At 69.4% G+C, this 14616-nt stretch carries 14 protein-coding genes; 3 read left to right on the top strand and 11 right to left on the bottom strand.

The annotated features are described in order from the left end of the window. The first annotated feature begins 25 nt into the window (after positions 1 to 25). The gene (locus tag K254_RS0118640) at positions 26 to 967 is read left to right on the top strand and encodes a Fe-S cluster assembly protein HesB (RefSeq protein WP_026556625.1); all 942 of its coding nucleotides are present in this window, start codon (positions 26 to 28) and stop codon (positions 965 to 967) included. Positions 968 to 1029: 62 nt separating this feature from the next. Here K254_RS0118640 and dhaM read toward each other — a convergent pair whose 3' ends face one another. The 4 genes from dhaM to K254_RS0118620 all read right to left on the bottom strand — a co-directional run bounded on the left by dhaM (position 1030) and on the right by K254_RS0118620 (position 4052). Then, positions 1030 to 1755 (bottom strand): dihydroxyacetone kinase phosphoryl donor subunit DhaM, encoded by a 726-nt coding sequence (gene dhaM / locus K254_RS0118635; protein ID WP_026556624.1) that lies wholly within the window; start codon positions 1753 to 1755, stop codon positions 1030 to 1032. After that, entirely contained in the window at positions 1752 to 2399 is a 648-nt protein-coding gene (dhaL, locus tag K254_RS0118630; protein WP_155848627.1) for a dihydroxyacetone kinase subunit DhaL, read from the bottom strand. The genes dhaM and dhaL overlap by 4 nt, the downstream gene beginning before the upstream one ends. Before the next feature lie 2 nt (positions 2400 to 2401). Further along, positions 2402 to 3403, bottom strand: coding sequence for a dihydroxyacetone kinase subunit DhaK (dhaK, locus tag K254_RS0118625; RefSeq protein WP_026556622.1), 1002 nt, complete (start codon positions 3401 to 3403; stop codon positions 2402 to 2404). Between the two features lie 142 nt (positions 3404 to 3545). Continuing rightward, positions 3546 to 4052, bottom strand: a complete 507-nt coding sequence (locus tag K254_RS0118620) for an amino-acid N-acetyltransferase (protein WP_026556621.1) — start codon at positions 4050 to 4052, stop codon at positions 3546 to 3548. A 74-nt stretch (positions 4053 to 4126) separates the two neighbouring features. On the opposite strand from K254_RS0118620, the gene K254_RS0118615 reads away from it, so the two are divergent. Further along, positions 4127 to 5188, top strand: coding sequence for an FAD-dependent monooxygenase (locus K254_RS0118615; protein WP_026556620.1), 1062 nt, complete (start codon positions 4127 to 4129; stop codon positions 5186 to 5188). A 12-nt stretch (positions 5189 to 5200) separates the two neighbouring features. Here K254_RS0118615 and K254_RS24170 read toward each other — a convergent pair whose 3' ends face one another. Next, positions 5201 to 5953, bottom strand: coding sequence for a TMEM175 family protein (locus K254_RS24170; RefSeq protein WP_231391907.1), 753 nt, complete (start codon positions 5951 to 5953; stop codon positions 5201 to 5203). A 48-nt stretch (positions 5954 to 6001) separates the two neighbouring features. Beyond that, positions 6002 to 9121 carry a glycoside hydrolase family 2 TIM barrel-domain containing protein gene (locus tag K254_RS0118605; protein ID WP_026556619.1) on the bottom strand — a complete coding sequence of 1040 codons (3120 nt, stop codon included), beginning with the start codon at positions 9119 to 9121 and terminating at the stop codon, positions 6002 to 6004. 168 nt (positions 9122 to 9289) lie between these two features. Between K254_RS0118605 and K254_RS0118600 the strand changes: the two genes are divergently transcribed. Continuing rightward, complete coding sequence (locus K254_RS0118600) at positions 9290 to 9904, top strand: TetR/AcrR family transcriptional regulator (RefSeq protein ID WP_026556618.1); 615 nt, start codon at positions 9290 to 9292, stop codon at positions 9902 to 9904. Positions 9905 to 9921: 17 nt separating this feature from the next. On the opposite strand, the gene K254_RS0118595 is transcribed toward K254_RS0118600, so the two are convergent. Genes K254_RS0118595 through K254_RS0118575 form a run of 5 tightly spaced genes read right to left on the bottom strand, consistent with a single transcriptional unit; the run spans position 9922 to position 14590 of the window. Then, positions 9922 to 10533 (bottom strand): DUF1349 domain-containing protein, encoded by a 612-nt coding sequence (locus K254_RS0118595; RefSeq protein WP_035751010.1) that lies wholly within the window; start codon positions 10531 to 10533, stop codon positions 9922 to 9924. 5 nt (positions 10534 to 10538) lie between these two features. Further along, the gene (locus K254_RS24165; RefSeq protein WP_051389389.1) at positions 10539 to 10781 is read right to left on the bottom strand and encodes a hypothetical protein; all 243 of its coding nucleotides are present in this window, start codon (positions 10779 to 10781) and stop codon (positions 10539 to 10541) included. Between the two features lie 50 nt (positions 10782 to 10831). Next, complete coding sequence (gene galE / locus K254_RS0118585) at positions 10832 to 11806, bottom strand: UDP-glucose 4-epimerase GalE (RefSeq protein ID WP_026556616.1); 975 nt, start codon at positions 11804 to 11806, stop codon at positions 10832 to 10834. Then, complete coding sequence (locus K254_RS24160; RefSeq protein WP_051389388.1) at positions 11803 to 12798, bottom strand: aldose 1-epimerase family protein; 996 nt, start codon at positions 12796 to 12798, stop codon at positions 11803 to 11805. Before K254_RS24160 ends, galE begins: the two co-directional genes overlap by 4 nt. Before the next feature lie 16 nt (positions 12799 to 12814). Then, positions 12815 to 14590 (bottom strand): glycoside hydrolase family 35 protein, encoded by a 1776-nt coding sequence (locus K254_RS0118575; protein WP_026556615.1) that lies wholly within the window; start codon positions 14588 to 14590, stop codon positions 12815 to 12817. Positions 14591 to 14616 lie beyond the last annotated feature (26 nt).

Genomic DNA, 14616 nt, shown 5'->3' with positions numbered 1-14616 from the left:
ACCCCTCTCCCAAGGATCTTCTTCAGTGCACAGCGCCATCGAAAACTGGTTCACCGCCACCGCCCGCGATCTGCCCTGGCGCGGCGATTGCTCCCCGTGGGGCGTGCTGGTCAGCGAAATCATGCTGCAGCAGACCCCCGTGGTGCGCGTGCAGCCGGTGTGGGAGGAATGGCTGCGCCGCTGGCCCACTCCTGCCGCGCTGGCCGCCGAGCCCAGCGGCGAGGTGCTGCGGGCCTGGGGCCGGCTGGGCTATCCGCGCCGCGCGCTGCGCCTGCATGCGGCGGCCACGGCGATTGTGGAACGGTTCGGCGGCGAGGTGCCCGGCAGCCGCGAGGAGCTGCTGACCCTGCCCGGCGTCGGCAGCTACACGGCGGCCGCCGTCGCCGCCTTTGCCTTTGGCCGGCGCGAAAACGTGGTGGACACCAACATCCGCCGGGTCCATGCCCGGCTGGTGTCGGGGAAGGCGCTGCCCGCCCAGGCACTCACGGCGGCGGAGATGGCGCTGTCGGCCAGCCTGCTGCCGGCGGACGTGGGCGAATCGGTGCTCTGGAACGCCGGCGTCATGGAACTCGGGGCGCTGGTGTGCACGGCCCGCTCGCCCAAATGCGGGCTCTGCCCTGTGGCCGGCGAGTGTGCGTGGATTGCCGCGGGCCGGCCGGAGCCGGACTACATTCCCAAGGGCCAGCCGTGGGCCGGCACGGACCGCCAGGTGCGCGGTGCCGTGATGGCCGTGCTGCGGGCCGCCGAGCAGCCGGTGCACAGGGATCTGTTCCTGGCGCCCGCCGCGGACCTTGCCGTTGAGGCGGAGCCCGGCCTGGACGCGGCGCACCGCGGGCCGGTTCGGACCGCGCTGGAGAAGCTCCACGCCCTCGAAACGGACCCCAGCCAGCTGGAGCGCGCCATTGCGGGCCTGCTCACCGACGGCCTCGCCCAGCACTCCCCCACCGGCCTCCACCTGCCCAACTAGGTGACACTTATGACACGTTCCGAGGCCCGGAACGTGTCATAACTGTCACTCAGTTGGGGGGGTCAGAGCTCGCCGAAGCCGTTCTCGACCTCGGTGCGGACCAGGTCCACAGCCCTGGCGGCATCGGAGCCGCTCGCCGTCACGGACAGGGTGGTCCCCTCGCCGGCACCCAGGGTCATCAGCATCATCACGGACTGGCCGTCCACGCCGTTGATTTCAATGTCTACATCCATGGCACCGAGCGCGCCGGCGAGGGTGGCCGCGGGGCGGGCATGCAGCCCCATGGGGTTGATCAGCTGCAGTTCGGCAGACACCGCGCCGTTCCCGGCTCCGGAGGGGGCTGGAGGATCGACGACGGCGGTTCCGCCGCCGGTGCCGCCCTGCACGGGGCCGTCGACGGGGGTGAACGCCGTCTCCGCCGCCTTCTTGACCAGCTCAAGGTCCGCCCCGGACTGCGCCGTGACGGCCGCGGCGACGGCGCCCTCCACCAGCGCGGCATGGGCCAGCACCACGTTCTCCGGGCCGCCCAGGAACTCCAAAGCGGCCTCGGCCGTCATCACGGCCGATCCCAGATCCGCCAGCACCAGCACGCCGGCACCGGCGTCCGCGCCGGACACCGCATCCATCACCTTCTCCAGGCTGGTTCCGATCCCGGAGACTCCGTCCGGCCCGGCGTCCATGCCACCGGCCGCGAGCAGGGTGACGTCCGGGGCCATCTGCGCCGCCAGCTCCACCAGGCCATCGGCCAGTTGGGCGCTGTGCGAGACGATGACCAGCCCAACCCTCACGCCGCCTCCCCCGCTGCCGCACGCGCGGCCGCCCTCAGGATCAAGGCGGACGAGGCCGCCCCCGGGTCGCGGTGCCCGGCGCTTCGCTCACCCAGGTAGCTCGCCCTGCCCTTGCGGGCTGTCAATGGATCCGTGGCGACGGCTCCGGCCTCGGCAGCCTCGGCGGCGGCGTCGAGCACGGCGGCTCCATCCGCCCCGGCAGCGGCGGCGCTCGCTGCGGCGTCCACCGCCGGTGACCAGGCGTCGACCATCGTCTTGTCTCCCAGCTCGGCCTTGCCCCGAGCCACCACACCGTCGCGAGCGGCGGCCAGCGCGCCGGCCAGAGCGGCGGGATCCAGCGTGGCGGACTCGCCCACCGCCGTCGCCGCACGCAGGAACGCCGTGCCATACAGGGGTCCGGCCGCGCCGCCCACCTTGGACATCAGCGTCATGGCCGCCAGCTTGAAGGCGGCCCCCGGCGTGGCAGGTGTTTCCTCGGCCAGCTTGGCCACGATGGCGGCGAAACCGCGGTCCATGTTTTCGCCGTGGTCGCCGTCGCCGATGCTCCTGTCCAGCTCAATGAGCCGCAGCCTGTTTTCCGCCACCACGGCGGCGCTCAACTTCAGCCACGCGATGGCCCAGGCGGCGTCCAAAGGCTGGCCCACCACTAAACCCCCCAACGCAGGGCGGCGGTGTGGACGGGCGCGTCCCAGAGGGCCGTCATCTCGTCGTCGAGCCGCAGCACTGACACGGAGCAGCCCTGCATTTCCAGGGCCGTGATGTAGTTGCCCACCAGCGAACGTTCCACGGTGAGGCCGGCGGCCTCGAGGATCTGCCGGGCGCGGCGGTAGACAATGTACAACTCACTGGCCGGGGTGCCGCCCATGCCGTTGACGAACAGGAGCACCTTGTCCCCCGCGGATGGTTTGAGGTCCGCCAGGATGGGTTCCAGCAGCCGGTCCGTGATGCCGTCGGCATTCTCCATGGGAATCTTGTGCCGGCCGGGTTCGCCGTGGATGCCGATGCCGATTTCAATTTCGTCCTCGGTCAACTCAAAACTGGGGACGCCGGCGTGCGGCACAGTGCAGGCGGACAGGGCCACGCCCATGGTGCGTACATTGTCATTGACTCGCTGGCCGATGGCGGCGACGGCGTCGAGGTCGTCCCCGCGCTCCGCCGCGGCGCCGGCGATCTTTTCCACCAGCACCGTGCCGCCGACTCCGCGGCGGCCGGCCGTGTACAGCGAGTCCTCCACCGCGACGTCGTCGTTCACCAGGACGGTGCGGACCTCGACACCCTCGGCCTGGGCCATTTCGGCGGCCGTCTCAAAGTTCAGGACGTCGCCCGTGTAGTTCTTCACGATGTGGACCACACCGGCGCCGGAATTGGCGGCGATCGTGGCCGGAATGATCTGGTCCGGCGTCGGGGAGGTGAAAACGGCGCCGGGGACGGCTGCCGTCAGCATGCCCAGCCCTACATACCCCGCGTGCAGGGGCTCATGCCCGCTGCCGCCGCCTGATATCAGGCCTACCTTGCCGGGGGCCGGTGCGTCCTTGCGCGTGATAAACATGGGATCCATGCTCACCGTCACCAGATCGGCATGGGCCAGGCCGAAGCCCTCCACCGATTCATCGACAACTGCGCGCGGATCATTGATGAGTTTCTTCATTCCAGCACTCCTGAGCGACGTGGCGTGAAGTGGCCGTGAACGAGCGGCGGGAGCCGGCAGTGGCCACACTCAGAACCCTACCGGGCGGCCCCACCGTTGGGTAGAGCGCCCCGGCGCGGCGGCACAGCGTGCGGCGTGGACCTCAGAGCTGGCGGATCATCCGGGTGTTGCCCAGGGTGTTCGGCTTGACCCGGGCCAGGTCCAGGAACTCCGCCACGCCCTCATCGTGCGAGCGCAGCAGCTCGGAATAGACGTTCGGGTCCACGGCCGACTGGTCCGCCATGACCTCAAAGCCGTGCTTGAGGAAGAAGTCCACCTCAAAGGTCAGGCAGAATACGCGGTCCACACCCATGTCCTTGGCCCGGGACAGCAGGTCCTCCACCAGCGCGTGCCCCACGCCGCGGCCGCGCCAGGACTCGGCGCTGGCCAGCGTGCGGATCTCGGCCAGATCCTCCCACATCACGTGCAGAGCTCCGCAGCCGATGACCTCGCCCTCGGATTCGGCAATGCGGAATTCCTGGAGCCCTTCGTAGTAGGCCACCGTTTCCTTGGCCATCAGAATGCGAAGCTCCGCCAGGGGCGCCACCAGGGCCTTGATGGCCTTGACGTCGGAGGTGCGGGCGGGGCGGATCTGGAAGCTTGAAGTCACGTAAGCAAGTGTAGGACCCCGGGGCCCTCCTCCGGGCGCGCCCATTCGGGGCCGTGGGGCGGTAGATTTCCCCCATGGACAGGAAATTCCGCCGTGCTGCGGTGCTGGGTGGTGGCATCGGCGGGCTGACGGCCGCGGCCGGGCTGGTCCGTGCCGGCTGGGACGTGGCCGTCTTCGAACGCGCCCCGGCGATCCCGACGCGCGGCACGGCCCTGGGCATGTGGCCGGCGGCCATGAGGGCGCTGGCCACGGTGGGTGCCGAGCCAGCGGTGCGGGCGGGCGGCACGGCCATGTCCACCGCCGCCACGCTGCGGCCCGATGGCTCGGTCATCGCCGCCGTGCAGCGCCCAATCTCCATGAATCTCATCGCCCGCCCGGCCCTGCTGGGCATCCTCCACGGGCTTCTGCCGCCGGGCACCGTGGCCTTTGGCGTGGACGGTGCCGCGCAGGATCTGGGCGGGTTCGACGTCGTCGTGGGTGCGGACGGCATCAACTCCGCCGTCCGCACCTGGCTGCTGGGCCACGGGTACGACGCGCGGGAGACGGGCAAGGTGGTGTGGCGCGGCACGCTGGAGGCCGGGCAATTCCCCGCCAGCGAGACCTGGGGGCCGGGCCGGCTGCTGGGCATCACGCCCCGGGAGGCCGGGAAGACCAATTGGTATGCCTGTGCGGATCTGGGCGTGGAGGCCAGCCGTGCAGCGCTGTCCCTGGACCGGGCGGGGCAGGCGGCGCTGCTGCACGCATCCTTTGCCGGGTGGCATGAGGATGCAGGACGGGTTTTGGCCGCCGGGGAGGCGGACTTCCTGTTCCACCAGCTCTCCGTGGTGCCGGCCCTGCCCACCTTCATTGGCAGCCGCACGGCCCTGATCGGCGACGCCGCCCACGCCATGGAACCAAATCTGGGCCGCGGCGCCTGCGAAGCCATCCTCGACGGCGCCACCCTGGCCGCCTTGCTCGGCCCGGCGGATTCCCCCGCATCCGTGGCCGCGGCGCTGCGCCGCTACGATTCCGCCCGCCGCAGGCCCAGCCAACGGATTGTCCGGGGCTCGGCGCTAGTGGCCCGGATCGCCATGGCGTCCTCCGGCCTGCGCCCGCGCGATGCCGCCTTGTCCCTGGCGGCCCGGCTGGCGCGCTGACGCGGACCCGGCTCAGGCCGAGGGTGCCGGACCGGTTTCCTCGGCCCGAAGTGCAGCGGCCTCGGCGGCGGCAAAGCGTTTGCAGGCCCACCTCCCGTGCAGCTGGGACAGCGGCCAGATCAGGATCCAGCAGTACGTGGCGGCCGTCGGATTGATGAACGCCACCGGAATGGAGAGCAGGAACACCACCCACACCGGACCATTGCCCCACAGCACCAGTCGGTAGAGCGGCTCATCGACGCTGGGCTCCATGAGCGACGCCGTCCGTGCGTACCGCCAGAGCCAGTTCAGTGAGACGAAGATGCCCACCACGGTGAGGGCGTAGAGCGCCGGTGGCCACGGGGATTCGCTGCTGGTCTGGAACAGCAGCGCCGTGGGTACGGGCAGAAACGCCACGAAGAACAGCACCACCAGGTTGATCGACTGCAGCGTGCCGTTGTAGGCCGCGATCGCCTTGAACCGGCGGTGGTGGTTGATCCAGGTGGCCCCCACCAGGGCAAAGCTGAGCATGAAGGCGGCGAGCGCCGGGACGTCCTCCAGCAGGGCATCCTGGACGGCAGCGGCGGGGGCGCCGTCGGGCAGTTCCGGGGGCTTGAGGTCCAGCACCAGCAGGGTCATCGCGATGGCGAAGACGGCGTCGGAGAAGAACACCGTCCGCTCCGTCGAGGGGCCGTGGTGCAGCGCACCGGCCTTGGCAGCCACACGCGCTGCCAAGGCCTGGGACAGTGCCGGACCGGCACCACTGCGGCGGAGTTTCTTGCCCACAGCAGCAAACCTAGGCCAGTGGAGCCCCTGTGGCCAGCCCCTTCCCTGCTACCCAGCCGCCGCAATCCGCAGCGTCAGCGTGCGCGCCTCGGGCCGCAGGGCATAGTCCGGCCACACGTCCGGCCCGCAGGAGCGCGAGCCCAGGCCGTGCTGGGCGGCGTCGAGGTACAGGAAGCTGCCTGTGCTCGGCGGCAGCTCGTGGGGGTGCGCGGCGTCGGCAATCTCCTGCGCCGTGTGCCGCGAGAGGGTGAACCCCGGCAGCCGGCCGAGGGAATCGGCCACGGTCCCCACGGCCAGCCACGGCTCCCCCGCATTGCTGAGCTCAAGGGAGCGCAGAGCGCTGCGGTGTCCGGTCTCCTGGGGCATCGCGTACGGCGCGGCCAGCTCGTCGATGCCCGCCGAGTACCGCCCGATGTGCGCCGCGTGCATGCTGTCCGGGTAGGACTCCCGGGGCCCCGCACCGAACCACGATGCGCCGTCGACGGATCCGGGCAGGTCGAAGCGCACACCCACCCGCGGCAGCACCAGGTCCCACCCGGAGCTCGGGGCAATGTCCAGGCGCAGCCACAGCTCGCCGGCGGACAACTGCCAGTGCTCCTGCACCGACACCGAATGTCCGCTGTTCGCGGGGGCGTAGCGCGTATGGATCAGCACGCTGTCCGCATCGGAGGCGATCTTCTCCACGCGGGCCGTGAGCCTGTCCAGACCGGCCGCCCGCCAAAGGACGGCGTTGGACTGCGACGGAACACCCTTGCCGTTGTTCAGCCAGGGGTCCGCCAGATCGTAGCTGCCAAAGTGCGAACCCTTGTCGTTGTCCGTGGGGGCGCGCCACAACTCCAGCCGCGGCCCGGAGACCTCCAGCCCCGCAAGCGACACGAGCCGGCCATGCTCGAACACGGCCGGGCCCAGCGCGATGGTCCCCTCGGCCCCACTGGCGGGCGGGCGGGCGGAAACCGGCGGACGCGGGCCCTGCGCTGCACCCGTTGGGGCAGTCCGCGCGGTGAGGTCCAGTTGGACGGCGGAGAGCACATGGCCCTCTGCGGCCCAGGCCGTGTCCTTGCGCAGGACGGCCTCAACGGTGAGCCAGTGCTCGCCATGTCCGGGTGCTGCCAGCTGTGGGAGTTCGACGCGCGCCGATGCACCAGCGGCCAGCGGCCCACCTGCGGAGGCGGCGACGTCGAGCCCGCCGGACGCGGCCGGGCTTCCGTCCACCTCGGTGCGCCAGCGCAGGACGACGTCGGAGGCGTCGGCCGAGTGCCGCAGGTTGGCGACGGAGACGAAGCGGCGCACAACGCCGTCGGACGTCTCCGTTTCAAAGCCCAGTCTGATGGGCGCGACGATCTGCTTGTACTCGAACAGGGCCGGGCTGGGCGTCGAGTCGGAAAAGACCAGGCCGTCCATGACGAAGTTCCCGTCGTGGACCACTTCGCCGAAGTCTCCGCCGTAGGCGAAGAACTCCGTGCCATCCCCCGTGGTGGTGCGGATGCCGTGGTCCCGCCATTCCCAGACGAATCCTCCGTGCAGCCGCGGGTAGCGGTCCACGAGGTCCTCGTACTGGTCGATGGCGCCCGGGCCGTTGCCCATGGCGTGGACGTATTCACACAGGATGAAGGGTTTGGTGCGCTGCCGGGCCGATTCCGCCGCGGAGCAGCCCAGCAGAAGCGAGCCGGAATCGTCCCGGCCGATGGCCGCCGTTTCGGGAATCGAGGAGTACATCCGCGAGTAGACGTCCGTGTAGGCGCCGGTGTAGTCGCCCTCGTAGTGGACGGGGCGGCCGCTGTCCCGGGCGTGGGCCCATGCGGACATCGCCGCAAGGTTGGCTCCGGTGCCAGACTCGTTGCCGAGGGACCACATCACGATGGAGGGGTGGTTCTTGTCGCGCTCAACGGTGCGTTCCATCCGATCGACCAACGCCGCGCGCCAGGCCGGATCGTCGCTGGGGTTGTCCACCCAGCCCTGTTCCTCGAACCCGTGGGTCTCCAGATCGCATTCCAGAATCACCCAGAAGCCCATTTCGTCGGCAAGGTCCAGCAGGCGCGGATGCGGCGGGTAGTGGCTGGTGCGGATCGCGTTGACGTTGAACTGCTTCATCATCGCCAGATCCGCCCGGGCAAACTCCTCATCGAAGACGCGGCCGCGGTCGGGGTGGGTCTCGTGGCGGTTCACGCCGTGGAACACCACACGGCGGCCGTTGACCAGGAACTGGTCGCCGGAGATCTGCACCGTGCGGAACCCCAGGCGCAGTGAAATGGCCTCGCCGGCGCCGGCCACGGTGGCGTCATACAGCCGCGGGACCTCGGCGGACCAGGGCTCGACGGCGTCCAGCGCCACCGGGGCGACGTCGGCCGGGGACTCCCAGAGCACGTCGATGCCGAGTTCCGGCACCGTCAAACGGAGAGGAAACGCGCTGGGGGACGCGGTGATCTCGGGGTCGATGACACCCGTTCCGGTGCTCCCTGCACCGTCGAAGGAGGTCCGCAGCCAGACGTCGTCAATGCCGCCCTGCGGGCGGGCCTGCAGCGTCACGTCGCGGAAGATGCCCGGCATCCACCACTGGTCCTGGTCCTCAAGGTAGCTCGAGGCCGACCACTGGTGGACCCGGACGGAGAGCTGGTTGCGTCCCGGGCGCACGGCCTCGCTCACATCGAACTCCTGCGCAAGGCGGCTGCCGGTGCCGACGCCGATCTCGCTCCCGTTGACCCATACCTTGTAGCGCGATTCGACGCCGTCGAAGCGCAGCACGATCCGCTCCGCTGCGGACCACTCCGCTGGGATGTCGAAGGTCCGCCGGTAGTCGCCGGTGGGGTTCTCGTCCGGGACGTGCGGGGCGTCGATGGGGAACGGGAACTGCACGTTGGTGTAGCTGGGCCGGCCATAGCGCCCCGCACCCTCAAGGACCCAGTGGGCGGGAACGGCGATCGTCTCCCAGCTGGAGTCGTCAAGGGATTCCGCGGCCACGCCGTCGACGGCTTCACCGGCGGGCAGGACTCCCCTTCCACCGGGAGTGCCGGGCGCACCCGGCAGGAGGCGGAAGCGCCACTGGCCATTGAGCGAGAGTGTTGGTGCGTCGCTGTGCAGCCATGATCGTGCCGGAAGGCGCCGCCCGTTTCCGGGCCCGCGGTCGGTGATGTAGGAGGTATCGGCAGCCAGTGCCAGGGATGAGGTCATTGCGGAACGACTTCTTTCTGCCGGCCACCCCGCCGGAAATCCTGGCGGGCGGCCGTGGCCGAGGTGGCAATTTCGCGGGATGAGGGAAACGTGACAAGGCTAACACAAATGTCGAGCGGTTACTCTGGTTTCATTTGTTGTTCTTGTCCGCCTGTACAGTGGCTTGCCATGACCACAAAGGACACTCCCCGCACGGGCCGGCGAGGACCGTACGCCAAGTCGGAGGAGCGGCGCCGGGCCATCCTCGACGCCGCCCATGCGGTGTTCGCCGCCAAGGGCTACCGCGGCGGATCGCTGCAGGACGTCGCGGACCGCGCCGGCATGAGCCAGACCAGCATGCTGCACTACTTCCCCTCCAAGAGCGACCTCCTGATGGCGGCGCTGCAATGGCGCGACGACATCACGGGCCGGGCGGACGCCGCCACCGTGGGCGAAGGCCTCATGGAGGGCATTGTCCGCACGGCGTTGTACAACGAGGGCATTCCGGGTGTCATCGAGCTCTACACGGTCCTCTGTGCCGAATCCGTCACCGAGGGGCATCCCGGCCGCGCATATTTCACCGCGCGCTTCGAACGGCTGCGCACGAGCTACACACGCGGCATCGCCGCCTTGGCTGCGGAGGGCAGAGTGCGCCCCGGCGTCGACCCCGGACAGGCGGCCACATCCCTGGTTGCCCTGTGGGACGGCCTGCAGACCCAGTGGCTGCTGGCCCCGGACACCGTGGACGTGGCGGCGTGCCTGCGCGGATACTTCGATCTGATCCTCCTGCCCGCCGAGGACTAGGGATCCCTTTCCTCCGGCTAGCTGCCGTCGCGCAGATTGGCCGGAGTCTGGTCCGTAAACCCAATGGCGCCGAACCGTGCCACGCAGCGTTCGCCCATCGGAGCCTGCGACATGAACCCGACGTGGATGGGCTTGTCCGTGTCCAGCCGGAAGAGCCTGACGAAGGTCCAGTCCCGGCCGTTTGCCGAGGAGTGGAAGGCCCAGGCGGGGCCAACCCGGCTGACGCGCAGGTGGATCCCCGGCCCGGCAACGATGTCCGCGTTGCAGTCATCCGAGTAGGTGTTGGTGACGACACTGACCACCATGGCATCGCCCTGCGGGGAGTACTCGAAGCACAGCTTTGCCCAGTGGTCCTGGTCCGCCCACAGGCTCAGCACACCGGCGTCGAACGTGGTCCGGGGCGGATCCACCGCGACCCGGGCCGAGAGGGAAAAGGCATCGGGGGCCGCAAACCCCAGCGCCGAGGCTCGGTGCTGCTGCTCCCCACCGAGCGAATCGTTGCTCCAATCCACGCCCGGCGCGGCCGTCAGCGTCAGGACGCCGCCGGCTTCCTCCCAGACCGCTTGGCCGGGCCCGCCGCTCCAGGCGAGCGCCGGCAGCCCCGCGATGGCGGGGGGGCCTGCAACCACGGGGATCACCGCGAGGTTCCGGATGCGGTGCGGCGGCGGTCCTGCTTCTCATAGGTGTAGCCGTACGGAACCTCCGCGGACAGTTCCACCGTGACGCGTGCGTGGTCAACCCGCGTGACAAGGATGCCCCGGCGGCCCTCGCAGCGTGCACGCAGCTCGGCCTCCCGGACTGCTGCATTGAGGGTGTCCTCCATATGGGATTTGCTGGTGGCCGTGATGGTGGCCAGCAGCTCCGCTGCCTCGATCATGGTGCTCCTTTGATGGGTGGTGGGGAGGCTCTGACACCTCCGAAAGATTGCTAGAGCGTCGCCGCGGCGTCGGCCTCGGCAGCCGCCCAGGCGCTGGAAATCATCTCCCGCAGGGAATACCGGGGCTCCCAGCCGATGTCGCGGCGGGCCAGTTCGCCCGAGGCCACGATGCGGGCGGGATCGCCGGGCCGGGCGGGGCAGACCTGCGGGCTGAAGGGGATGCCGGTGGCCGCAGCCATTTCCGCCATGATCTCGCGCACCGAGACGCCGGAGCCGCTGCCCAGGTTGTAGACGGCCTCCAACTCGGCACCCTCCTGGAGCCGCCGGGCCGCCGCCACATGGGCCGCTGCAACGTCGGAGACGTGCACATAGTCGCGCACGCAGCTGCCATCGGGGGTGGGGTAGGTGGTGCCGAAGACCTTGGGGATCGACCCTTCCCTCAAGGCACGGAAGACCAGGGGGAAGAGGTTGTGCGGACTCGTGTCGAGCACCTCGAGGCTGCCCGAGCCCACGACGTTGAAGTACCGCAGCGACGTGTGCCGCAGCCCCGTGGCCCGCGCCTGGTCGGCGATGAGCCATTCCCCGATGAGCTTGGATTCCCCGTAGGGCGATTCCGGCGTCGTGGGGGTGCCCTCCGTGACGAACTCGGCGGCAGCGTTGCCGTAGACGGCGGCGCTGGAGGAGAACACGATCGAGCGCACCGAGGCAGCTTCCATGGCAGCGAGCAGATTGGCGGTGCCGCTCACGTTCTGGAAATAGGTGTGCAGCGGCCACTCAACGGATACGCCGGCGTACTTGAATCCCGCCAGGTGGATGACCCCGGCCAGGTCGTACCGGCCAAAGACCTCCGCAAGGAAGGCTGTGTCCAGCAGCGTGCCCTCCTCCAGGACGGCCCCGCTGGGCACAAACCCCCGCCTGCCGCTGGAGAGATCGTCCAGAACCACCACGGCGTGCCCATCGTCCATCAGGGCCCGGGCCACGTGCGAGCCGATGTAGCCGGCTCCTCCTGTTACGAGCCACGTCATGGCTGCCTTCCTTCTGCTGCGTTGGGTTCCTGCGCGGTGGTGAAGTTGTGTGCGATGCCCCATGAGGAGCTCCAGCTCTCGCCGGGGTCAAGCCAGCGCAGGCCCTCCCCCGAGTTGAACGCGTCCGGTGGCGCCGTCATCGGTTCCACGGCGACGGCGGTCCGCCGGCCGCCGGCCGGGTACTCGTTGGTCGTGTACACCTGGGCGTAGCGGTAGTTGGCATCGCCCCAGACCTCCACGGTGTCGCCGTTGGGTGCCTCAAGGGTGTGCCGGTAGCAGCCGTCCGCCGACGGCACCAGGTCCGCGAACGCCGTATCGAGGTCGAGCCAGCCCACCTTCGGACCCGCGGAAAGATCGCAGGGGGTTCCGGCGACGGGCCTGGAGCCCGTGGGGTTCAACCGGTCATCGACCACCACGTACGAGGCCGCATTGACGGTGAGGGCGGACTCCTCGGTTGGCGCAGCACCGACGCGGATGTACGGATGCGCACCGATGGCCACCGGCGCCGGCAGCGCCGAGGCATTGGCCACGGTGTGCCGAACCTCCAGCCCACGGGCCGACACCGAGTACGCCGTCTCCACCACCAGGGCGAACGGGTAGCCGGGGCCCGGGGCGATGTCCACGCGCAGGATGACTTCGCTGGGGGTCCACCCGACCACGCTGTGCGGCAGGTCCCGGGTGAGCCCATGGATGGCGTTGCCCCGCTCGGGTTCGTTGAGCGGCAGTTGGAGCACTCGTCCGGAGTGCTCCCACCGCCCGTCCCGCACCCGGTTGGGCCAGGGGATGAGGATCTCGCCCTCGCAGTGCGCGGGGAGCCCGGATTCCGCAAACTCCTCCACCAGCGGCGACCCGTCCACCGTCAGCTGGCGGATGGTGCCGCCAATCTCGGTGACCACTGCCTCGACCACGGGGCCGCCGTCGTCCCAGGAGATGGTGAACTGCCGGCCGGTTGGCAGCGTGGGCGCGCCGACGGCGGAAGAGTTCTGGTGCATTGTGGTTGCCTCCATCTCAGAACTCGATGTGGCCAAGATCGTGGGCGGCCACGAAGGAAACCGTGCTCCGCGCCGCGGAATGGAGTTCAAGGATCGTGATCTCATTGCCGTTGGCGCGCAGGAGCGGGCCCGGCACGTAGAGCGTGGCCTGGGGCCCGCGGGACCAGTACCGGCCCAGGCAGAATCCATTGATCCAGACGAGGCCCTTGGTCCAGCCGCTGGTGTCCAGATACAGATCGCCCGGTTCGGGCAGGTCAAAGGTGCCGTAGGCAAAGGCCGGTCCGGCCAGTGGGGCAGAGTCGTTCGACGACGACGGCGCCGCGGCCAGGACCTGCGCCGCCGGGGAGATGTCGGTGAGCTTCAGGGCCAGCAGGTCCCAGTCAAGCAGCGGCTCGCCGTTGATCTGCACTCCCCCGATGAGGCCCTTGGCCTCGCCAAGGCGGGGGCCGTAGTTCACCCGGCCCTGGTCCTCAACGAGGATCTCCAGCGTGCCTTTGGCATCTGCCGGCAGGGCCAGCGACGCCTCGTGGTGGTCGCGGGACAGGGTGCCAAGATGCCCTCTGTTGAGGAACACCTGCGCCCTGTCGCGGATCTCTGAGAACACCAGGACGCCCGGGCCGTGGACGTTGATCCGGGTCCGATAGAGCGAAAAGCCGGAGTAGTGGCCGACGTCGTCGGCCGTGGGCGGGACATCGGAGGAGGTCCATCGGCCCAGGCTGTCGAGGCAGTCCCAGAGCGGCGTCGTCCTGGCGACGGACACCGCCAGTTCGGCACCGGCAGTGGCCGCTGCCGGGACATCGGCGTCGTCAAGATCGGTGTACTTTGCCAGAACGTCCCTGAAGGCCCAGTATTTGGCCGTCGGATTGCCAGCCTCGTCCAGGGGTGCGTCGTAGTCATAGCTGGTGACGATGGGCTGGTAGACGCCCTTGTCGTTGGCGCCGTTGGTGAAGCCGAAGTTGGTGCCGCCGTGGAACATGTAGATGTTCACTGATGCTCCCAGCTCCAGCAGCACATCCAGGTCGGTGGCGGACTGTTCCACGGTGGTGGTGTGGTGGTGGGCGCCCCAGTGGTCGAACCAGCCGACCCAGAATTCCGAGCACATCAGGGGCCCGGTGGGCTGGTGGCGGCGCAGGGTCTCCAACCGTTCCGCCGAACGCGATCCGAAGGAGCCGGTCTTGTGCAGCCCCGGCAGGCTGCCGTTGGCCAGCATGTCGTCCTGGGGCTGGTCCACGGTGGTGAAAGGCACGTCCAGGCCGATGCCGCGGTTGATCTTCACCAACTTTTCCAAATACAGCTGGTCGGCGCCATAGGCGCCGTACTCGTTCTCGATCTGGATCAGGATGATCGGGCCGCCCAGATGGATCTGGCGGGGCACCAGGATCGGAGCCAGCTGGTCCATGTACCTGGAAATGGCAGCCATGTACACGGGATCGTCCACGCGGATGGCCGCTGCCCCGCTGTCGAAAAGCCAGGCCGGGAGCCCGCCGTTGTCCCACTCGGCGCAGATGTAGGGTCCGGGGCGGACGATGGCGTGCATGCCTTCGTCGGCGACAAGGTCCAGGAAACGTCCCAGGTCCAGGCCACCGGTGGTGTCGAAAACCTCCTTGGACGGGGCATGGGCATTCCAGGGGACGTAGGTTTCAATCGTGTTCAGCCCCATCTGCCGCGCCTTCCGGATCCGGTCCGCCCATTGGTCCGGATGGACCCGGAAATAGTGCAGGGCGCCCGCAAGGATCCGGTAGGGTCGGCCGTCGAGCAGAAAATCCTGCTCGCCGATGGTGAAGCTAGACATAGGAATAGTCCAATCTGAAAGGCAGC

This window comes from Arthrobacter sp. 35W, assembly GCF_000482545.1.
GTDB lineage: Bacteria > Actinomycetota > Actinomycetes > Actinomycetales > Micrococcaceae > Specibacter.
This window is presented reverse-complemented; position numbering and strand designations above follow the sequence as displayed.